This is a genomic window from Ferruginibacter albus (assembly GCF_020042285.1).
Classification (GTDB): Bacteria; Bacteroidota; Bacteroidia; order Chitinophagales; family Chitinophagaceae; genus Ferruginibacter; species Ferruginibacter albus.
The window spans coordinates 2979779-2999886 of the sequence record NZ_CP083388.1; the positions used below are offsets into that span (position 1 = coordinate 2979779).

The following is a 20108-nucleotide window of genomic DNA, read 5'->3' on the forward strand; positions in this document are numbered from 1 at the left end:
TAAGCAATTATGAATTTTGATTTGGAGTTGGCTGTTTCTTTTTGCCAAAAAATAATTTAATTAAAACAGGAGCAGTAGTTATTAATACAATGCCGATCACAATTACTTCTAAATGTTTTTTCAGATCAAAATGAAACCAATGTAAAACCAATCTTTGCAAATAATGTCCACCCAATAGCATTGCATAAACCCATAAAAAACATCCTATAACATTGTAGAAAGTAAATTTCTTTTTATCCATTCCAACCACACCGGCAACAATGGGAGCAAATGTTCTTACTATGGGCAGAAAACGGGCAAATATAATTGCAGCGCCTCCGTGTTCTTCATAAAAATCGTGTGCTTGTATAAGATATTTTTTCTTGAACAATAGAGAGTCTTTACGTTCGTATAAAAATGGGCCGCTTTTTTTACCAAACCAATAGCCTACATAATTGCCGATTATTCCTGCAATAGAGATCATCAATCCTAATATAACCAAGCCCAAGAATGAATTGATATTAAGCCCCAGTCCTTCTTTTACCAGGTCATTGCTCCATATACCAGCAACAAATAACAACGAATCGCCGGGAAAAAAGAAACCTGCAAACAGCCCTGTTTCTGCAAACACCGCAAAAAGGATAAACCATATCCCGCCATTTTCTATGTACCATTGTGGCTGCAATAATTGCGACCAGTGAAAATCCAGTAATATAAAATCGAACATATAGCGTTAAAAAATTTTTTAAAATTATCTAATAATATTGACACTTGAATCATTTAGCTCCCCTTCCCATTTGCTTACTGCAACAGTTGCCAAAGCATTGCCCAAAACATTTGTCATCGTTCTTCCCATATCACAAAAAACATCTATTGCTAATATCAACCCAATACCTTCCGGTGGAATGCCAAACATGCCACAAGTTGCCAATACTACTACCAGCGATGCTCTTGGAACTCCCGCAACGCCTTTACTTGTAAGCATGAATACCAACAACATTGCTAATTGAGTTTCTATGCTTCCCGTTACGGATGTAACATTATACGCTTGTGCAATAAACATGCTGGCAAAGGTCATATACATCATGCTTCCATCTAAATTAAAAGAATAACCTAATGGCAATACAAATGAAACTATTTTATTATTACAGCCAAAGCCTTCCATTTCTTCCACCAATTTGGGGAATACGGCTTCGCTGCTGGCAGTATTAAAAGCCACAAACATAGGGCTGTACAAACGTTTTAGCAATTCGGGTAAGCGTTGCCGTAATATTAAATATCCTGCCAGCAATAATACCAGCCACAAGGCAATTAATCCCAAATAAAAAGAACCGATATACAGAATATATGTCTTTAAGATACCCAACCCCTTCATCGAGATAACACCTGCCATAGCGCCAAAAACACCTACAGGAGCCAATTTCATCACATAATCAACCATTTTCAATGTTATATTGCCTACAGCATCCAATCCTTTTAAAACAGGCTCTCCTGCTTTGCCAACAGCAGTTAAAGCAATCCCAAAGAATACAGAAAAGATTACTATCTGTAATATCTCGTTATTAGCCATTGCTTCAACAATACTTTTAGGCACTACATGTTCAATAAATTTGTCTAACGAAAATTCACTTGTTTTTCCCATTAATGCTTTAGCAGCAGCTATATCAGCATTTGCCAAATTAACACCTTGACCGGGTTTTATAATATTTACCAGGATCAACCCCAGCAATAAACTAATTAAAGAAGCAGAGATGAACCATAGTAACGCTTTGCCCCCTATTCTGCCTACCGTTTTTATGTCTCCCAGTTTTGCAATACCGGTTACCAAGGTTGCAAAAACCAATGGCGCAATGATCATTTGCACCAGGCGCAGAAAAACAGTTGCTAATAATTTTATTTTAGGAGAAAAGCTATCAATAAAACCTGTAGATGTGTTATGATGAATAATATACCCTACAACAATTCCACTTATCATTGCAATCAATATATACAAAGTAAGGCTGCGTGAGCTTTTGGTGGTTGTATGACTGTTCATATTGGCGTAAACTCTTGCAATATAAGATTTATATCTTTCTTTATTTTAAGCCATACGTTTACGTTCGTTTTAAGAATTATTGTCTATTTTTCCATAACAATTTATTCATCCAAAGTAACTGATATGAGTTTGTTTGTAAAAAAGCCGCTGAGCAAATTAATAGCCGAAGCAGAAGATTCTGAAAAGGGGTTAAAGAAGACATTAACCTCCCGATCGTTAGTAGCATTGGGCATTGGCGCTATTATCGGAGCAGGATTATTTTCAATAACTGGCGGTGCGGCAGCAGCCAATGCAGGTCCTGCTATTACCATTTCATTTATTGTTGCTGCCTTAGGTTGTGGTTTTGCAGGCTTATGTTATGCAGAGTTTTCTTCAATGATTCCAGTTGCAGGAAGTGCTTATACATATTCTTATGCAACCATGGGTGAGTTTATTGCGTGGATAATTGGCTGGGATTTGGTTTTAGAATATGCAGTTGGTGCTGCAACGGTTAGCATAAGTTGGAGCAGATATCTTGTAAAGTTTTTAGGATCATTTGGAATGCATGTTGACCCTACTTTTACAGCCGGCCCATGGGATGGCGGAATGATTAATTTACCTGCCGTTTTTATTGTTATATGCATGAGTTTGCTTTTGATAAGGGGAACACAAGAATCTGCAAAAGTGAATGCAGTAATAGTAGCTGTAAAAGTTATAGTAGTATTAATCTTTATTTTTTTGGGGTGGAAATATATTAATACTGATAATTACAAACCTTACATACCCGAAAATACAGGAACATTTGGCGAGTTTGGTTTTAGTGGTATTATCCGTGCAGCCGCTATTGTATTTTTTGCATATATAGGTTTTGATGCTGTTTCTACAGCTGCACAGGAAGCAAAGAATCCTAAAAAAGATATGCCAATTGGAATTTTGGGTTCATTAGTAATTTGTACAGTCTTATATATTTTGTTTGCGCACGTAATGACAGGCGTTACCAGTTATAAATCATTTGCAGGTAAAGATGGTATTGCTCCTGTTGCGGTAGCTATTGAGCACATGGGCAAAGTTGGTGCTGATGGAACATTACATCCTGATTTCCCCTGGTTAAACAAAGCAATTATCATTGCAATTCTGGGTGGGTATTCATCTGTAATATTAGTCATGCTATTAGGTCAAAGCCGTGTATTTTTTTCCATGAGTAAAGATGGCTTATTGCCTCCTGTTTTTTCTCAAGTAAATGCGAAATACAGAACTCCTGCAAAATCCAATTTATTATTTATGGTGTTTGTAAGTTTATTTGCGGCATTTGTTCCGGCAAGAGTTGTTGGCGAAATGACAAGCATTGGCACATTGTTCGCATTTATATTAGTTTGCCTGGGTGTGATCGTATTAAGAAAATCGCAACCCGATGCTCCTCGTGCTTTTAAAACTCCATTAGTTCCTTTGGTTCCAATTTTAGGGATCGTGACTTGTTTATTCATGATGGTATTTCTTCCGCTGGATACGTGGTTACGTTTAATTGTATGGCTTATTATCGGATTAGTAATTTATTTTACTTATGGTGCTAAACACAGTAAGTTAAGAAATCCTGATTAAACAAACTTTTTGAAAAAGCTTTTCACATATTTCTTTCTACTTGTTCTAGCTGGCTGTACTTCACAAAAAGCTTTAACTCCCGGCGAAGGTTATATCAATGTAAAAGGTGGGAAAGTTTGGTATAATATTGTTGGGCAAGGGAAAAAACCTCCTATTCTTTTATTGCATGGCGGACCAGGTTCTAACAGCAATTATTTATCGCCGTTCACTGCACTAAGCAAGGATCGTTCTGTGATCTTTTTAGATCAATTAGGTTCTGGAAATTCAGACAAGATATCAGACACTTCTTTAATGCGAATTGAAAACTACGTTGACGAATTAATACAAGTGCAGAAAAAACTCAAACTAAAAAAGTATTACTTATATGGACATTCATGGGGAACCATGTTGGGAATAGATTATTACTTAAAACATCCTAAAGGAATAAAAGCAATCATTTTTAATAGCCCGTTATTCAGTACAGATTGTTGGATGAAAGACGCAGACACATTGATATCAACACTGCCCAGCAATATAGAAGCTGCTATCAGAACAAATGAAAAAAATAAAACCTACAATACACTTTCTTATCAAAATGCCGTATCACTTTATTATAAAAAGTTTTTGAGAACACAACCCGATACAGCCCCAACACCCTATAGTTATTTTGCAGAAGATATTTATGAATATATGTGGGGACCAAGCGAATTTACCTGTACAGGAAATTTAAAGAATTATAACAGGCTTGCTGATTTACACACCATCAAAGTACCAACATTATTGATCTGTGGTGAACATGATGAAGCAAGACCTACTACCGTTAGATATTATCAAAGCCTTATCCCTAACGCTCAATTTATTGAAATAAAAAACTCCGGGCATTCAACTATGCGTGACAACCCAAAAGATAATATCATAGCAGTTGAACAATTTTTAAGCGGGCTGGAAAATGATCATTGATCAAACTTCCTTTGCAACAAAGCGATAACCAATACCCGATTCTGTAATGATGTATTCAGGATGATTGGCGTCATCTTCTATCTTTCTTCTTAATTGTGCGATGAACACCCGTAGGTACTGAGATTGATCGATATAATCATTTCCCCATATCTCACGCAAAATATATTGATGTGTTAATACTTTGCCTTCATTCTTTGCAAATAAAGTAAGCAATGCATATTGAGTAGCAGTAAGTCGAATTAATTCATTATTTTTTTTAACGGTGTGTGCCGAGAAATCAAATTCCAGTTTGCCATGTTTTAACACCGGGTTGTTTTCTTCTCTTGCTACGCCTCTTAAAACAGACCTTATTCTTGCCAGTAACTCACCTGTTCTGAAAGGCTTTACCAAATAATCATTCGCTCCATTATCCAGCGAAGAAATAATATCATCTTCATTATTTTGGATAGAAAGAATGATGATAGGATTTTTATACCATTCTCTCAGCTTCTTTAAGACTTTGCGCCCATCCTCATCCGGCAAGCCAAGATCAAGAATAATTAATTGAAATGAAGATGCTGCCGCAGCTACCAAGCCTTCTTTTCCCGTCAATGTTTGCTTTACGGAATAGCCATGCGACTCCAGCGTTATTTGTAATAACTTTTGAATTTGTAACTCATCATCAATTACCAAAATTTCGTTGTTACTCATTTAGCAGATATTTAAAGGATGATTCTTGCATGGGGATTTGTACAATAAACTTAGCGCCGCCCAAATCACTTTTTTTAAGCTCCACCGTGCCATTATGAGCCTCAACAAAACCTTTCACAATGGATAATCCAAGTCCGGTACCACCGGTTTTTGAATCTTTTAACCGATAAAATTTTTCAAACACCTTTTCCCTCTCCTCTTCAGGAAAACCGTTGCCATTATCTTCTATTATGATCATTAAAGTGTCCTGAATATTTTCTGCGCTGATCATAATTAAAGAACCTTCCGGTGTGTATTGCGCCGCATTATTAACGAGATTATGGATCACATGCTCCAGCAATCCATGATCTACTTTAAACAAAGGAAAATTTTCGGGTATGCGTACCTGTAAGTTGTGTCCTTTAAACTCTTCATTGTATCTATCAATAATAGTATATACCAGCTCATTTATATCACACCAATCTTTTTTGGGTTTTAAAAAACCGGATTCAAGTCTGGACATATTAAGCAGGTTTTCTACCTGTAAATTCAGCCTTAGTGAAGCTTTTGAAATTTCAAGTACCAGGTTTTCTTTATCTTTTTCTGATAATTGAGGAGAACCTCCTGAAAGATTATCTGTAGCCGCAATGATTATAGAAACCGGTGTTCTTAATTCATGAGATAAGGAGTTAAGTAATGTATTGTAGAGTTTAAGTGTCTGTGCTTTTTCTTCTTTTTCTCTTGCTTGTTTTTCTACTTGCCGGATCTTAGAAGTTAATCCTGCGTTTACTAATACTATTACAAAATACATTAGCAGCATGATCTTGTCTTCTGTAGTTCCAACCTGCAAATTGTATCGTGGAGTAAGAAAAAAGAAGTCCCATATCAATGCACTTAAAAATGCCGCTAATAAAACAGGTAATATATCGAAGAACATGGCAATGATGGAAAGGGTTACCAATAATATAAACGCAACTACTTCAAAACCGATAAAAGATTTACCTGCAAAACAAATAGCGGATACAAAACAGATGATAAGAATGCTGAATAGATATTGCTTCCGTTTTGGAAGACTATTCATCAATAGAAGGACACCCGAAATTTTTGACAATTTCAGCACATGATTGGTTTTAGGTTGAATGTAATATACTTCATCTTAGCCAAATAAAATAAAGGAAGCACGAAGCTTCCTTTATTAACCTAAACTATACAGCAACTCAAAGGGAATATTATCCCAAAACAATAACAAACCTCGAGTTACAGATTTTGCAGTTGCTCTCCTTGTGGTGTTTGAACCAACAGAGTGCCCTGAATATATTTTTCATCATGCTGGCTTGCATCCAATCCTTCCTCTTCTTCTTCTTCACTTACACGTAAAGGAACAATAAAGTTGATGAATTTGAAGATAAGATATGATACAACAAAGCTATATATAACAGCACAAAGCATTGCTTTTAATTGAATTAAGAAAAATGCACCACTTCCACTTGCCAAACCACCCGCTTCAGGTACCAATGAATTAACATTATGGTCTGCAAAAACACCCGTTAACAACATCCCTACCATACCACCAATACCATGACAAGGAAACACATCTAATGTATCATCCAACTTAGATTTAGATTTGATCATAACCGCAACATTAGAAATAATAGCTGCGATAACTCCAATAAAAATACTCTGAGGAACAGCTACAAAACCCGCTGCAGGAGTAATAGCTACTAATCCAACTACTGCACCGATACAGAATCCTACAACAGATGGTTTTTTGCCTTTCAATACATCAAAGAACATCCAGGATAAACCTGCAGCAGCAGCTGCTGTATTTGTAGTTGCAAAAGCAGACACCGACAATCCGTTTGCTCCTAATGCAGAACCGGCATTGAAGCCAAACCAACCGAACCATAATAAACCCGTACCGATCAAGATATAAGGGATATTTGCAGGAACAGTTTCTTTATGCAAAAACCATGATTTACGAGGTTTTAATACCAATGCACCTGCCAATGCCGCACAACCGGCTGAAATATGCACAACCGTACCACCTGCAAAATCTAATGCACCCATTTTACATAAGAAACCATTAGGATGCCAGCTCCAATGTGCTAAAGGCGCATATACCAATAAACTAAACAAAACTGTAAATAAGATATATGCAGTAAAACGCATACGTTCAGCAATAGCTCCTACTACCAACCCAGGAGTAATCACTGCAAACATCAATTGAAACAGGGAAAATAAAGCTAATGGAATGGTCATGCTAGTTCCACCTTGTAGAACGGGAGCTCCCGATAATACATTTTTGAAGAATAAAAATGTAGTTGGGTTTCCAATAAATCCGTTAATAGAATCTCCAAAACATAAACTAAAACCAATTACCACCCACAAAACGCTAACAACTCCTGCTGCAACCACACTTTTCATCATGGTAGAAAGAATGTTTTTACGATGAACCATTCCACCATAGAAAAATGCCAAACCGGGAGTCATTAAAAATACAAGGGCAGTTGCTACAATGATCCAGGCTATGTCTGCTCCGCTATAAACCTTATCAGGATCAGAAAAAGTTGTAGCACTGGGAACAAAAATGGCTGCGATGGCCACAATTAGTAGCACCAAAAAAGGGGCTAAGGTTTTAAACGTAACTTTCATGATTTGCTGTTTTTAAGTTATTAATTCGATTTCTGAAGGCAAAATATATAAAAATTAGCACTTGACGTAAAAAAAATATAAATTTTTATTTTACTAATATATAAAATACAGCCTTAAAAAGTCAAAAATTCTCTAAAACAGCCTATATCATTGATTTATGTTTATATATTTTTATATTTAATTAATATATAGATAAAATAATAATATTAAATTTAGTTAATAAAAAATCCCCGAGCTACCGGGGATTGCAATTTTATTATAAATGATTATTAAAAAGGAAGATCATCTGCAACCGAGACCTCATTTGCAGGGCTCGAAGAAATTGCAGTATTCGAAGAGGCAGATGCAGATGTTATACCAGGAGAATTACTTACAGGCGTACCATCGTTACCTCCTAATAATTGCAGGTTTTGTACACGCATCCTAAGTGTAGCTGCTGCCTGGTTTTCTTTATTCATGTAGGCATCCGCTTCCGGGGCACCTTCCGCATATACCGTCTTTCCTTTCTTTAAATATTGCGCTACAGCAGTTCTATCTGTCCAATAAGCACACTCCACCCAGGTGGTTCTTTCTTTTAGATTTCCTGTACTGTCTTTAAATCGTTCAGTATGCGCCACACTGAAATTGATGACATTCTTTCCGTTTACTTCCTTTACTATGCAATCTTTACCAAGGTTGCCTACAATTTGTAACTTAATCATAACATGTGTTTTTAAATTATTAATCGATGTATCTGGTTTAAAGTTATGGCTATTATTATAACTATAGTTTGATGCAAAAAAGAAGATCTCAACAGTAAGATAACACTTACTTTAGTTCATCTTTTTCTTTAAAGAGCTTACCTGGCTTTGTAAATTATTCACCATGCTTGCCAGCGAGTTCATATCCCAACGCTGTTGCTGACTTACTTTACTTATAACCATTTGTGCCTGCCACAATTCTACAATATCATCTGTATTTACCTGGTATGGCTGGTATTGGGGATTATCACTTATTAAAGTAAGCTTTCCTTTAGCCCTGTTATTTTTTTCAATGCGTTTGTAAACAATTCCCTCGTTACGACTTACCACTATATATGCCTGGCTATTTTTTACATTTTCTGCATCCTCTATTTTTTCACCTACTATAATGCTGCCGCTTGGTGTCGGCAACATACTATCTCCGATTATTTCAAATGCACGATAATTGCCTCCGGCAAGCATCGGCAATGTAAACGTATTTAGCTCATCAATAAATTCTGTATCTGCATAACCTGCCAAATAGCCCGCTGCCGCTTTTACCGGCACAAAATGAATAATGTTCCGATCTGCTGTCATCATTTTTTGCATGCGTCGCTTTGCCAGGTAACTCCCGCTGCTGTTATTTAGATCTTTTAAAAGCAATTCATCTAAACTTACTTTAAATATTTCAGACACGATTTCCAATACTTCCAAACGCGGATCGGCACGTTCTTCTTCATAAGCTCCGATCAAAGAGCGCTTGATTCCTAATTTAATTGCAAATTCTTCCTGTGTCCATCCGCGTAGCTTACGCAGGTATTTAAGATTTTGTCCGGCTTGAGACATGTTACAACTAATTTGATTAGCACAAATATACTAAACATTTTAGCTTTACCAAATATTTCGGATTATTTTTTACAGGCAATAGACCTTACTTTTGTACAAAATCTAACCATGCAATTTGTTGTTACGCTTCACAGTCTTGTAAGATGGATCATTTTGATCTTTGGGTTTATGACCTTTTTTAAAGCTATTACAGGCGTTTTTCAAAAAAGAAATTTTACTGCCGGCGATAATAAAGCAAATCTTTTCTTTATGATAAGCTTTGATGTGCAGCTTTTAATTGGTTTGATCCTTTATTTTGCCAGGCCTTGGTTCAGCACATTAAAAGAAGACCCGAAATTTGCTATGCACGACAGCTACCTGCGGTTCTTCACTGTTGAACATGCTTTTATGATGATCTTAGCATGGATATTAGTTCATGTAGGGCGAGTAATGGTAAAAAAAGCATCAACCGATGCAGCCAAGCATAAAAAAGCATTGGTGTTTTTTGGGATTGCTCTTTTATTAATATTGATCTCAATTCCGTGGCCATTTAGAGAAGGGATTGGAAGACCGTGGTTTTAAAAAATGCATGCATAAATAAAAAAGATTCAGACTAACTAACGAAAATGGCAAACGATAAGAAAAAGCCTGTCATATTAATTACAAATGATGATGGCATAACGGCTCCGGGTATCAGAAATTTAGTAGAAGCAGTGAAAGGATTGGGAAAAATTGTAGTAGTAGCGCCCGATAAGGCGCAAAGTGGCATGGGGCATGCTATTACTATTGGCCAACCTTTGCGTATGAATAAGGTTGAATTGTTTGATGACATTGAAGCGTGGCAAACCAGCGGTACTCCTGTTGATTGTGTAAAGCTGGCAGTTGATAAAATATTACATCGCAAACCGGACATATGTTTAAGTGGCATTAACCACGGCGCTAATCACTCCATTAATGTTATTTATAGCGGCACGATGAGTGCGGCAATGGAAGCAGCTATTGAAAGTATTCCGAGCATTGGTTTTTCTTTGCTGGATTATCGTTTTGAAGCTGATTTTACTGCATCAAGATTTTATATAAGAAAGATCGTGGAAAAAGTATTGTCTCAAAAAAATGAGAAGCACTTTTTATTGAATGTAAATATTCCATCTGTTCCGTTAAAAGAAATAAAAGGCGTTAAAGTTTGCAAACAGGCTTATGCCAAATATGAAGAGGATTTTACCGAACGATTGGACCCTCAGGGCAAAAAATATTATTGGCTTACGGGCGAATTCGTCAATTTTGACAAAGGAAAAGATACGGACGTATGGGCTTTACAAAACAGCTATATTAGTGTGGTACCTGTTCAATTCGATCTTACCAATTATACCTTAAAAAAACAACTGGAGAAAAACTGGAAAATAAAATGATTTTAAAAAAAGACAATTTAGTCCTCGGCATTGTAATAGGTTTACTAGCTCCTCTTTTAGGAATTCTTCTTTTTAAATATATAAAGTTTAAGATCTTTACTTTCAAAGAAGTTTTTCAATATATCTACTACGAGCCTGATCACAAAATGCTTACAGTGGCGTTAAGTTTATCTCTTTTATTGAATGCATTGTTTTTTACCATTTATATCAATACAAATAAGGATAAAACTGCCATTGGTATTTTTTCAAGCACTATGTTCTATGGATTGATCGTTTTGCTGATCAAGACATTTAATTAGCAGAACGCTGCATACTATTTTTGATTGAATAATCCGTACTTGATAATACAGTACAATGCTCTTATTCCATCTTTCCAATTGATCTTTTTTCCCTCGTCGTAAGTTCTTCCATAATAAGAAATGCCGACCTCATATATACGAATACCTTTTATACGGGCGATCTTCTGCGTTATTTCAGGTTCAAAACCAAAACGCTTTTCTTTTAATTCAAGGGGTTTGATTATTTCTGCACGAAACAATTTATAACAGGTTTCCATATCTGTAAGATTAAGATTGGAAAACATGTTGGAAAGAAAAGTGAGCATTTTATTTCCAATGGTATGCCAGAAGAACAAAATACGATGCGGCCTTCCTCCCATAAAACGACTTCCATAAACAACATCCGCAAATCCATCGATCACAGGCTGCAGCAATATATTGTACTCATGCGGGTTATATTCAAGGTCAGCATCCTGTATAATGATGAAATCGCCGGTGGCATTGGCAATGCCGGTATGTATGGCTGCGCCTTTACCCCTATTTACAGGATGTGCATAGTAAGAAATATTTAATTCGCTTTGTTGCTTGTATGACAGGATAGCCTGTTCCGATTGATCCGTTGAACAATCGTTCACTATTATAATTTCTTTTTCAATAGTATTCAGCAGTTGTACATCTCTTATTTTATTTAAAATAAGATGAATGGTTTTTGCCTCATTGTAAACAGGAATAATAATAGAAAGCTTGTTCATTTTATACTTCAGCAATCAAACAATAATATGATTGGTCACAAATATAGTTAAGGAATCACTTTTTTATAAAACTATATCTTTGCAACACACTAAATATGCTGTTTGTTCAATGAGCCTTATTTCTGCAATAACCAATTTTGACAAATGGCTTTTTGTTAAAATAAACAGCGCATGGCAAAATACTTTCTTTGATAGTGTAATGCCTTTTTTACGCCAGCCCCTGTTCTGGTTGCCATTGTATCTTTTCCTCATTTTATTTCTTTTAATAAACTTTAAGCAAAAAGGAAGCTGGGTTGTTTTATTCACGGTTCTCCTTGTTGCTATTTCTGATACGATTAGCAGTCACTTTTTAAAATCTTTTACCGGCAGGGTACGTCCATGCGGTGATGCGGACCCTGACCTTCATGTTCGTTTGCTTGCAGCTTATTGTGGAGGCAATGGCAGTTTTCCCTCTTCACATGCTACCAATCATTTTGGTATTGCCGTTTTTTTATTTTTTATACTTCGTCCGTATATAGGCAAATGGAGTTATTTGTTATTTTTTTGGGCAGCTATTATTTGCTATGCTCAAGTATATGTAGGAGTACATTATCCAATGGATGTAACAGGAGGCGCACTTTTAGGCAGTATAATTGGATGGCTAATGAGTAAATTATTTCATAAATATATAGGCACATTAAATGGATAAAAGAGTTGTAAGCTTGTTCGTATTATTAACAGCCGTTTATATCATTGGTTTTGGAATTGATATAATGGATATTGATGCAGCGCAATATGCATCTATAAGCCGTGAAATGATGGTTACAAAGAATTTCCTACAGGTGCATGATATGGGCAGAGATTATTTAGACAAACCTCCTTTTCTTTTTTGGATAAGCTCTTTAAGCATGAAGTTGTTTGGGGTAAATAATTTCTCCTATCGATTTCCATCCTTCTTATTTGCCTTGTTTTCTCTTTATTCCACCTTTCAATTTTGTAAACTCTTTTATAAAAAAGAAATCGCTGTTTTATCTGCCATTGTATTAGCCACCTGCCAGGCATTTTTCTTAATAAATCATGATGTACGTACGGATACCATTTTAATGAGCTGGGTTATTTTCAGCATATGGCAATTAGCGGCTTGGTACAAAAACAATAAACTCTACCATTTACTATTAGCAAGCATTGGTATCGCAGGCGGTTTGATCACGAAAGGGCCAATTGCAGTGATGGTTCCCGTATTTGCATTTGGTTCGCATTTTATTTTACAACGAAATTTTAAAGTGTTTTTTCGTTGGCAATATTTGCTAAGCATTTTAATCATTGCAGTTTTATTATTGCCGATGTGCATTGGATTATATCAACAGTTTGATCTGCATCCTGAAAAAATTGTAAATGATAAAACTGGTGTTTCGGGATTACGTTTCTTTTTTTGGACACAAAGCTTTGGTCGCATAACAGGTGAATCTATCTGGAATAATAACGTGAACATTTTTTTTCTTTTGCAAAATATGCTTTGGTCTTTTTTGCCATGGATACTGTTTTTTTTAATTGCAGTTGTTCTTGAAATAAAACAACTTTTTACACAACGTTTCAAATTATCTGCCAACCAGGAATGGATCACTACCGGAGGATTTTTACTTACTTATCTTTCATTGGGATTAAGCCATTACCAATTACCACATTATATTTTTGTAGTATTCCCTTTTGCTGCTATCATAACAGCAAAATTTTTATATCAACTGATTGCTGATAAGAAATATCCGGTTTTAGGAAAAGCATTACAAATAACTCATTCTATAATTTTTTTATTGCTTTGGATAGTATTGTTATACTTGCTGATCTATTGTTTTAGTGATACTCACTTATTTACAATACTATTGGCTGTTGCGGGTTTCATGGTTTTTATTTTCATACTGATCTATAAAAATCCTTCTGTTCCAAAGCTATTGCTGATATGCATTTATGCTATCCTGGGGATTAATTTTTTCATGAACAGTTCTGTTTATCCTTCTATACTTAAATATCAAATGGGTAGTAATGCAGGCAGGTTCATTCATGAACACAAAATACTCACTGATAAAGTTTTCTTATACCAAAATCCCGCCTGGTGGTCTGTTCATTATTATGCGCAGGATATTATAAAACATAAAGATGCTGTTAGCGAAATAAACTCCGGTGATTGGTTATTATTAAGCGATGATAAACTACCCGACTTAAATAATGCCGGAAAAAAGTATGAAATTGTATATACAGCAAATACGTTTCATGTTGCCATGTTGACGGGGCAATTTCTAAATCCTGTTACAAGAAATAATGTAACAAAGAAAGTTGTAATCGTAAGAATTATTTAGCTTTAGTTGGCAGCTCTAAACCAGCAGTTTAAAGTCCTGTTTCACCCGTACGTTCCAGTTGTTTTCTTTTTTTCTTGCTGTACTTTTTTTCGTAATCCAGAATTTCCTGTGGCTTTTGTTTGTCTTTAGGCTTTATTGGCTGTACAACCGTACTGTCATTAGCTGTAGAATCTGTTGCATTTGCTTTGGACATAGTTTGCTGCATCTGCTGCTTATAATCATTATAACTACCCGTTGACTTATTTGCTGCAGGTTTAGGCTGTTTGGTTGTCAACAAACCACGATCATAATGAATTGTTTTCGTAAGCGCTCCGGAAGTAGCGTCATAATATTTCCAATCTCCATCGGGTACGCTGTATTGCGTTGCTTTTTTAATATCATAACGTAATATTTCATCGCTGCCTGTTCCATACACAGGTATGGTATCGTAAGGCGATGCAGGATTATAAGAATGCCATTGCTCTTCCCTTTCTAATTGTCCTAAAAAAGTAAAATATTTTTGCACTCCGTCTTTTCCACCGAAACGGTAATTTTCTATACCAACGATATCACCTTCTGCAGTAAACCTTTTCCAAACCCCTTCTCTTTTATCATCCTTATAAATCCCTTCTTCATCATAACCCGGTTCTCCTCGAATTTCTCCCACGGTGTTTACCCATTTACCTTGCTTTAATCCTTTGCTATCTACAATATTAAAAGTATCGCCATCAGCATTTATTTTAAAGCTTTTGTATTGAGAAAACCCTTTTATCAAAAAAGAAAACAGAAGTATTGAAAGAAAAGCAAATCGTTTCATAAATAAATATTTGTTATTTGTGCCTATTTGAACAAAAACCGTGCGGCAATATTTTAAAGCAAACATAAAGATTTTGGGAATTATAGTTGCAAATACTAAATTTGCGCTCCGTTACGGGAGATTGGGTTATGGTGTAACGGTAGCACTACAGATTTTGATTCTGTCTGTCTAGGTTCGAATCCTAGTAACCCAACAAAAAAGCTCATGTTCTTAAACGTGGGCTTTTTTATTTTACCACCTCTGTTATTACTTTTCCTACACAGCCATTGGGCATTTGTATTTGGAGCAAGGCTGCGATGGTGGGCGCAATATCTGTCATGTATGTTTCGCTGTTTAATTTACCATGAGGGATCTTCCAGCCAAACCATACCAAAGGAATGTGTGCATCATATGGATTCCATAAACCATGTGTTGTCCCTTTATTCCCTCCTTCAAAATAAGCAGGCTTAATAACAAATTCAATATCGCCGCTTCGTTTGGAATTATATCCATTGATGATCCTTGTCTTTAAAGGTTCTGCTATAGTTACTTGCCCTATTTCATCTGTGTTGAAAGCATTTACTATATATGGCTTTTGTTTTAGTGTTTGAATGACCAACGCTTTTACGGCATTGACATCTTTACCGCTTTTTTGAATTTCATTTATGTTTAAGTATACCTGGTAGTTTTGCAGATCCTGCACTATATTTTTTAACCCAAATGTTGTTTCGATCACCATATTTAATTCTTTGGTAAGCACCTCTTCACTAAAAGTACCTGCCGGAATTTTATGGTCATTTAAAAATGCAGGAACATGCGCTGCGCCATGATCTGCACTTAAAAAAACAAGATAATTTCCTTTGCCGATCGTTGCGTCAAGATATTCCAGGAAGCCTGCAATGTCTTTATCCAACCGCAAATACGTATCTTCTATTTCCACTGAATTAGGGCCGAAAGCATGACCAATATAATCGGTAGATGAAATGCTGATGGCTAAAAAATCGGTTACATTATTGCTTCCCAGTTTTTCGTTTTCTATTGCTGCTTTTGCAAAATCTAACGTAAAGGTATTAGCAAAAGGAGTTGTTTTAAAAGAGCTGAATTTGTTGTCGTTGCCGATAGAAGACAACTTATGTGGAAACGTTACTGTCTTTTCGCCTTTGATATTGTTTTCATACGGCTCATCATCAGCAGTGCTTACATCATATTTATCAGTGGGCAATAAAGTATTCCAGTCTTTGCTCATATAGGCGCCGGGGAGATCTTTAGTATTAAAATCACCCACCCAGGCAGGTAAGGTTTTCATGTAATAAGTGCTGCTTATCCACTTGCCCGCTTTATCATCAAACCAGTAAGCAGCGTTGGCTGTATGTCCTGCAGGTAAAATAGAAGCCCTGTCTTTTAATGCAATGCCAATTACTTTGCTTTTGAAATTATTACTTAACCGAAGTTCGTCTGTAATAGTTGTAACCCATAAATTATCCGGGCTCATCTTACCTTCCTCAGTGTTGCTTCCTACGGTTGATACGGTGGAATCATCCGTACAATAAATATTTTTATTCGTATTTCTGTCAAACCAATTATTACCGATCATTCCGTTAATAGCGGGAACACTTCCTGTATAGATACAAGTGTGCCCCGGCGCCGTATAAGTAGGCACGTAAGGAACCATTGTATTTTCGCAACTAAAACCTTCATTAAGGAGGCGCTTAAACCCATTGTCGCCATATAATGAATTGTAACGATATAAATAATCCCATCTCATTTGATCGATCACTAATCCAACTACTAATTTAGGTTTAGTAAGGTGTTGATCTTGTGCAGAAGAAGTAACTATGGAGGCGAAAAAGGCAGATAACAATAAAAGCAATCTCATACCTAAGAATTTTTAGCCAAAGGTAACAGCATAAGCTATCTTTTTAACCTGTAATTGGTGTTAAGAGAAGGTTATGTGTTTTAGGCGTAAAACCTTAATTTTGCAGCGCATTTGTCTGGAGGGAAATTTGGGGAATTGGTACAGCTTTTCCGCTTCATGGATGCACAAAGAAATAAATGTACAAGTGAGTGACACAACGATGTAAAATTTAAGTGCTGCTACCTGGACAAAAAACTAAAACAGAAAACAATATTCGATAATCAATAAACAATATTCAAAACAGTATGGCAGATGTTTTTGAAAAATTAGTGAAAGATGGCGGTCCGATTGGTCAACATATGGACAGAGCACATGGATATTTTACATTTCCCAAATTAGAGGGTGAACTGGGACCAAGAATGAACTTTAGAGGCAAAGAAATTATTTGCTGGAGCTTAAATAATTATTTGGGATTGGTAAACCATCCTGATGTGAGAAAAGCAGATGCGGAAGCTGCTGCTAAATATGGAATGGGTAACCCGATGGGTGCCCGTATGATGAGTGGCAACACCGTTAAGCACGAAGAACTGGAAAAAGTGATCAGTGAATTTGTGAGCAGGGAAGATACCATGTTATTGAACTTCGGTTACCAGGGAATTATGAGCTGCATTGATGCATTGGTAAACCGCCGCGATGTAATTGTGTTTGATGCGGAAGCGCACGCATGTTTGGTAGATGGTGTTCGTTTACACATGGGACATTCTTATGCGTTTAAACATAATAATGCAGAAGATTGCGAAAAACAATTGCAACGTGCAGAGAAGATGGTTGAAAAAACCGGTGGCGGTATTTTGGTTATCACAGAAGGCGTGTTTGGTATGGATGGTGAACAAGGTATCTTAAAAGAGATCGTTGCATTGAAGAAAAAATATCAATTCAGAATATTGATCGATGATGCACATGGCTTTGGTTATATGGGTGCCACCGGTGCCGGCGCTGACGAAGCACAAGGTGTACAAAAAGATATCGACCTTTATTTTTCTACGTTTGTAAAAAGCATGGGCAGCATTGGTGCTTTCATTAGCGGACCAAAAGATGTGTTGAAATATTTGCGTTACAATACCCGCTCTCAAATTTTTGCAAAGAGCTTACCATTAATTATTGTAGAAGGAATGTTGAAGCGTATGGACATGGTAAAAACTATGCCCGAACTAAGAGAGAAATTATGGCACAATGTAAACCGCTTACAAAACGGTTTAAAAGAAAGAGGTTTTGATATCGGGCACACGAACTCACCGGTTACACCTATTTATATGAAAGGCGATGTTCCGGAAGCTACGCAAATGGTAATGGATCTGCGGGAGAATTATCACATTTTCTGTTCAATAGTGGTGTATCCGGTTATTCCAAAAGGAGATATTATTTATCGTATTATTCCAACTTCTGCACATAGCGATGAGGATATTGATATCACCTTAAAAGCATTTGAAGAAACAAAGAAGAAATTAGATACAGGTAAATATAAAGCTGAGAAAATTCCGGACATGGCGGAAGCGCTTTAGTGTTTACGATATACGATCTTTGATGTAAGATTTTAACGAGCCTGCACATTGTTGCAGGCTTTTTGTTGAACTTATTATTACCGCCAAATAGTATCTATACGTCCCTGATCAGCCCTGTTCATGGTCCATATAAAGGAGCGCTTAGGAATTACATTTTTAATTATAAATCCCTTCTTATAATAAAGATAATAATCTCTCCCTTGTGGTTTCACGATCGTATCTCCTTGATCTACATATTCTATTAAATTGAAATCAAGGCTATATACCATACTATCATTTATTTTTATTCTACATTCTTTTGGATTATCCGGATCGGGCCAATATTTTTTAGTTATTACTCCTTTAAAACTGCTTTTAAGTTCATTGTAATAGTTTTGTTTAGAGCGATAATGAATAACGGCAAATGCAATTGCTATTATAATGATCACAGAAAATTCAACTGATCGTTCTAATTGATTTTTCATTGAAGCGTTTTAATTTTTTTAAATAGAATTATCTCTCCCATTTTAAATTCAAACTAATAACGTCAGAATGAAAATCATCACTGCGCAAATAATGCCCATAACGTACCTCAAGCATGTTTAAATGTCTGTTTTTAAACAGTCCATTAGGTGGCGCAATGCGCACACCGGAGCCAAAGAAATGACTGTGAAATGCAGATAGATCGTATGTGCTGGAATAATATTGTTCGTTTTCAAAATGCTGTGCGTAAGGAGCAAACCAGTTGATAGCAGTTTGTGTATAATATCTATAAAAAGGACTTATAGAAAAGAAAGGGCTGAATTGAATCACTGTCTCTATATCGGCAGTGTGTGCCTTTAATCCCCAGTCATCTATATAAAAACGATAGTAAGAGCGGATGATGAACTTATCTCCTAAAAAATAATTAGCTCTTACACCTATAGGTAATTTGTAACGTTCATTAGGTAGTTTTTCAATTGCTTCAGCGCCATCTTTAAAGTAGATACGATGAAAAGGTAAGCTCAAAAAACCATGTTGATAGGTTGGATCTAACAAGAACAATACCTGCAACCGCTGGTTGATTATTTGAGATAATGTAAAAGAGGTGCTGAATGTATTTCGTCGTGACCAACGATAATCATGAAAATTATAGTTCGGTAAGCCGCCTGTAGTTGAATCACGGAGTTCAATGGGCAATATCATTTTTACATGATCCAAATATATTTTTGCTTTGGCTTCAAACTCCCGGCTTTTATCTTTTGATGTTTTTGCAAATCCTCCACCAAAACCAATTGACAGATAATCTGATTCAGCAGAAAGCGATAATTCATATTTTATCTTCTTTCTCTTTGCTTCATCGTCAATAGTGTAAACTGCTGAAGGATATACGTGCAAATCGTGCCCTGATGCAGATGAAATAGTATATGGATCTATCTTGTCGGAAGAAGCAGAGGTATAATAATCAACTCCCAGGTCAATATCCAAATTATTTTTACGATTGTATTTATCGTATTTTATTAGAGTAAGTTCAATGCTGTTGGCGTAATCTTTCAGCTCTTGTGTACCAATGCCTCCGGTTACAGCAGAATGGTCCCCATCCTGGTTGTAATAACTATGTACAAAATTTATTTCGCTGAGTGTAAGTTTCCGGTTTTTATATTGAGAAGAATCAAGAGCAGCAGTTTGAGAAAATGCATGAAGCAAATGAAGGTAAAGTCCAACTACAACCAAACAGATCTTTTTCATGCAATGTTCAGTTTCAACTATAAATAGCTAAAGTATATATG

At 36.1% G+C, this 20108-nt stretch carries 20 protein-coding genes and 1 tRNA gene; 9 read left to right on the forward strand and 12 right to left on the reverse strand.

Annotated elements, in window-relative coordinates:
- Positions 1 to 7 precede the first annotated feature (7 nt).
- Positions 8 to 706 carry a DedA family protein gene (locus K9M53_RS12775; protein WP_224015470.1) on the reverse strand — a complete coding sequence of 233 codons (699 nt, stop codon included), beginning with the start codon at positions 704 to 706 and terminating at the stop codon, positions 8 to 10.
- Positions 707 to 730: 24 nt separating this feature from the next.
- A complete protein-coding gene (locus tag K9M53_RS12780) occupies positions 731 to 2014 on the reverse strand; it encodes a dicarboxylate/amino acid:cation symporter (protein WP_224015472.1) in 1284 nt (427 codons plus the stop codon).
- A gap of 123 nt (positions 2015 to 2137) precedes the next feature.
- On the opposite strand from K9M53_RS12780, the gene K9M53_RS12785 reads away from it, so the two are divergent.
- Entirely contained in the window at positions 2138 to 3592 is a 1455-nt protein-coding gene (locus K9M53_RS12785) for an amino acid permease (RefSeq protein WP_224015474.1), read from the forward strand.
- Between the two features lie 9 nt (positions 3593 to 3601).
- Complete coding sequence (locus K9M53_RS12790; protein WP_224015476.1) at positions 3602 to 4531, forward strand: proline iminopeptidase-family hydrolase; 930 nt, start codon at positions 3602 to 3604, stop codon at positions 4529 to 4531.
- Here K9M53_RS12790 and K9M53_RS12795 read toward each other — a convergent pair whose 3' ends face one another.
- The 5 genes from K9M53_RS12795 to K9M53_RS12815 all read right to left on the reverse strand — a co-directional run bounded on the left by K9M53_RS12795 (position 4532) and on the right by K9M53_RS12815 (position 9417).
- Positions 4532 to 5221 (reverse strand): response regulator, encoded by a 690-nt coding sequence (locus K9M53_RS12795; RefSeq protein ID WP_224015478.1) that lies wholly within the window; start codon positions 5219 to 5221, stop codon positions 4532 to 4534.
- The gene (locus K9M53_RS12800; RefSeq protein ID WP_224015480.1) at positions 5214 to 6311 is read right to left on the reverse strand and encodes a sensor histidine kinase; all 1098 of its coding nucleotides are present in this window, start codon (positions 6309 to 6311) and stop codon (positions 5214 to 5216) included. Before K9M53_RS12800 ends, K9M53_RS12795 begins: the two co-directional genes overlap by 8 nt.
- A gap of 146 nt (positions 6312 to 6457) precedes the next feature.
- Positions 6458 to 7852, reverse strand: coding sequence for an ammonium transporter (locus tag K9M53_RS12805; protein WP_224015482.1), 1395 nt, complete (start codon positions 7850 to 7852; stop codon positions 6458 to 6460).
- A 269-nt stretch (positions 7853 to 8121) separates the two neighbouring features.
- Positions 8122 to 8553 carry a single-stranded DNA-binding protein gene (locus K9M53_RS12810; RefSeq protein ID WP_224015484.1) on the reverse strand — a complete coding sequence of 144 codons (432 nt, stop codon included), beginning with the start codon at positions 8551 to 8553 and terminating at the stop codon, positions 8122 to 8124.
- A gap of 111 nt (positions 8554 to 8664) precedes the next feature.
- Entirely contained in the window at positions 8665 to 9417 is a 753-nt protein-coding gene (locus K9M53_RS12815; RefSeq protein WP_224015486.1) for an XRE family transcriptional regulator, read from the reverse strand.
- Between the two features lie 108 nt (positions 9418 to 9525).
- On the opposite strand from K9M53_RS12815, the gene K9M53_RS12820 reads away from it, so the two are divergent.
- From K9M53_RS12820 to K9M53_RS12830, 3 genes are read left to right on the forward strand one after another with little or no spacing between them, the layout of a single operon-like run.
- On the forward strand, positions 9526 to 9978 hold the full coding sequence (locus K9M53_RS12820; RefSeq protein WP_224015488.1) for a hypothetical protein: 453 nt from the start codon (positions 9526 to 9528) through the stop codon (positions 9976 to 9978).
- 44 nt (positions 9979 to 10022) lie between these two features.
- Positions 10023 to 10805: a 5'/3'-nucleotidase SurE gene (surE, locus tag K9M53_RS12825; RefSeq protein WP_224015490.1), complete on the forward strand. Its 783-nt coding sequence runs from the start codon at positions 10023 to 10025 to the stop codon at positions 10803 to 10805.
- Positions 10802 to 11104: a hypothetical protein gene (locus K9M53_RS12830; protein WP_224015492.1), complete on the forward strand. Its 303-nt coding sequence runs from the start codon at positions 10802 to 10804 to the stop codon at positions 11102 to 11104. The genes surE and K9M53_RS12830 overlap by 4 nt, the downstream gene beginning before the upstream one ends.
- 14 nt (positions 11105 to 11118) lie before the next feature.
- On the opposite strand, the gene K9M53_RS12835 is transcribed toward K9M53_RS12830, so the two are convergent.
- The gene (locus K9M53_RS12835) at positions 11119 to 11835 is read right to left on the reverse strand and encodes a glycosyltransferase family 2 protein (protein ID WP_224015494.1); all 717 of its coding nucleotides are present in this window, start codon (positions 11833 to 11835) and stop codon (positions 11119 to 11121) included.
- 109 nt (positions 11836 to 11944) lie between these two features.
- Here K9M53_RS12835 and K9M53_RS12840 point away from each other — a divergent pair, with 109 nt between their 5' ends.
- Entirely contained in the window at positions 11945 to 12523 is a 579-nt protein-coding gene (locus K9M53_RS12840) for a phosphatase PAP2 family protein (protein ID WP_224015496.1), read from the forward strand.
- Positions 12516 to 14168: an ArnT family glycosyltransferase gene (locus K9M53_RS12845; RefSeq protein ID WP_224015498.1), complete on the forward strand. Its 1653-nt coding sequence runs from the start codon at positions 12516 to 12518 to the stop codon at positions 14166 to 14168. The genes K9M53_RS12840 and K9M53_RS12845 overlap by 8 nt, the downstream gene beginning before the upstream one ends.
- 28 nt (positions 14169 to 14196) lie before the next feature.
- Here K9M53_RS12845 and K9M53_RS12850 read toward each other — a convergent pair whose 3' ends face one another.
- Positions 14197 to 14964 (reverse strand): toxin-antitoxin system YwqK family antitoxin, encoded by a 768-nt coding sequence (locus tag K9M53_RS12850; protein WP_224015500.1) that lies wholly within the window; start codon positions 14962 to 14964, stop codon positions 14197 to 14199.
- A 122-nt stretch (positions 14965 to 15086) separates the two neighbouring features.
- On the opposite strand from K9M53_RS12850, the gene K9M53_RS12855 reads away from it, so the two are divergent.
- Positions 15087 to 15157: transfer RNA gene (locus K9M53_RS12855), tRNA-Gln, on the forward strand.
- A 33-nt stretch (positions 15158 to 15190) separates the two neighbouring features.
- Here K9M53_RS12855 and pafA read toward each other — a convergent pair.
- Positions 15191 to 16819, reverse strand: a complete 1629-nt coding sequence (gene pafA / locus K9M53_RS12860) for an alkaline phosphatase PafA (protein WP_224015502.1) — start codon at positions 16817 to 16819, stop codon at positions 15191 to 15193.
- Between the two features lie 284 nt (positions 16820 to 17103).
- On the opposite strand from pafA, the gene K9M53_RS12865 reads away from it, so the two are divergent.
- Positions 17104 to 18360: an aminotransferase class I/II-fold pyridoxal phosphate-dependent enzyme gene (locus tag K9M53_RS12865; protein WP_224015504.1), complete on the forward strand. Its 1257-nt coding sequence runs from the start codon at positions 17104 to 17106 to the stop codon at positions 18358 to 18360.
- A 77-nt stretch (positions 18361 to 18437) separates the two neighbouring features.
- On the opposite strand, the gene K9M53_RS12870 is transcribed toward K9M53_RS12865, so the two are convergent.
- On the reverse strand, positions 18438 to 18824 hold the full coding sequence (locus tag K9M53_RS12870) for a hypothetical protein (RefSeq protein WP_224015506.1): 387 nt from the start codon (positions 18822 to 18824) through the stop codon (positions 18438 to 18440).
- Between the two features lie 28 nt (positions 18825 to 18852).
- On the reverse strand, positions 18853 to 20067 hold the full coding sequence (locus tag K9M53_RS12875; RefSeq protein ID WP_224015508.1) for a DUF3570 domain-containing protein: 1215 nt from the start codon (positions 20065 to 20067) through the stop codon (positions 18853 to 18855).
- Positions 20068 to 20108 lie beyond the last annotated feature (41 nt).

What these genes read in the sequence shown, in the direction of transcription:
- K9M53_RS12835 (WP_224015494.1), bottom strand. Translation starts at nt 11,835, where the DNA reads ATGAACAAGCTTTCTATTATTATTCCTGTTTACAATGAGGCAAAAACC.
- surE (WP_224015490.1), top strand. Translation starts at nt 10,023, where the DNA reads ATGGCAAACGATAAGAAAAAGCCTGTCATATTAATTACAAATGATGAT.
- K9M53_RS12840 (WP_224015496.1), top strand. Translation starts at nt 11,945, where the DNA reads ATGAGCCTTATTTCTGCAATAACCAATTTTGACAAATGGCTTTTTGTT.
- K9M53_RS12875 (WP_224015508.1), bottom strand. Translation starts at nt 20,067, where the DNA reads ATGAAAAAGATCTGTTTGGTTGTAGTTGGACTTTACCTTCATTTGCTT.
- K9M53_RS12870 (WP_224015506.1), bottom strand. Translation starts at nt 18,824, where the DNA reads ATGAAAAATCAATTAGAACGATCAGTTGAATTTTCTGTGATCATTATA.
- K9M53_RS12780 (WP_224015472.1), bottom strand. Translation starts at nt 2,014, where the DNA reads ATGAACAGTCATACAACCACCAAAAGCTCACGCAGCCTTACTTTGTAT.
- K9M53_RS12785 (WP_224015474.1), top strand. Translation starts at nt 2,138, where the DNA reads ATGAGTTTGTTTGTAAAAAAGCCGCTGAGCAAATTAATAGCCGAAGCA.
- pafA (WP_224015502.1), bottom strand. Translation starts at nt 16,819, where the DNA reads ATGAGATTGCTTTTATTGTTATCTGCCTTTTTCGCCTCCATAGTTACT.
- K9M53_RS12795 (WP_224015478.1), bottom strand. Translation starts at nt 5,221, where the DNA reads ATGAGTAACAACGAAATTTTGGTAATTGATGATGAGTTACAAATTCAA.
- K9M53_RS12865 (WP_224015504.1), top strand. Translation starts at nt 17,104, where the DNA reads ATGGCAGATGTTTTTGAAAAATTAGTGAAAGATGGCGGTCCGATTGGT.
- K9M53_RS12850 (WP_224015500.1), bottom strand. Translation starts at nt 14,964, where the DNA reads ATGAAACGATTTGCTTTTCTTTCAATACTTCTGTTTTCTTTTTTGATA.
- K9M53_RS12815 (WP_224015486.1), bottom strand. Translation starts at nt 9,417, where the DNA reads ATGTCTCAAGCCGGACAAAATCTTAAATACCTGCGTAAGCTACGCGGA.
- K9M53_RS12830 (WP_224015492.1), top strand. Translation starts at nt 10,802, where the DNA reads ATGATTTTAAAAAAAGACAATTTAGTCCTCGGCATTGTAATAGGTTTA.
- K9M53_RS12845 (WP_224015498.1), top strand. Translation starts at nt 12,516, where the DNA reads ATGGATAAAAGAGTTGTAAGCTTGTTCGTATTATTAACAGCCGTTTAT.
- K9M53_RS12805 (WP_224015482.1), bottom strand. Translation starts at nt 7,852, where the DNA reads ATGAAAGTTACGTTTAAAACCTTAGCCCCTTTTTTGGTGCTACTAATT.
- K9M53_RS12775 (WP_224015470.1), bottom strand. Translation starts at nt 706, where the DNA reads ATGTTCGATTTTATATTACTGGATTTTCACTGGTCGCAATTATTGCAG.
- K9M53_RS12810 (WP_224015484.1), bottom strand. Translation starts at nt 8,553, where the DNA reads ATGATTAAGTTACAAATTGTAGGCAACCTTGGTAAAGATTGCATAGTA.
- K9M53_RS12820 (WP_224015488.1), top strand. Translation starts at nt 9,526, where the DNA reads ATGCAATTTGTTGTTACGCTTCACAGTCTTGTAAGATGGATCATTTTG.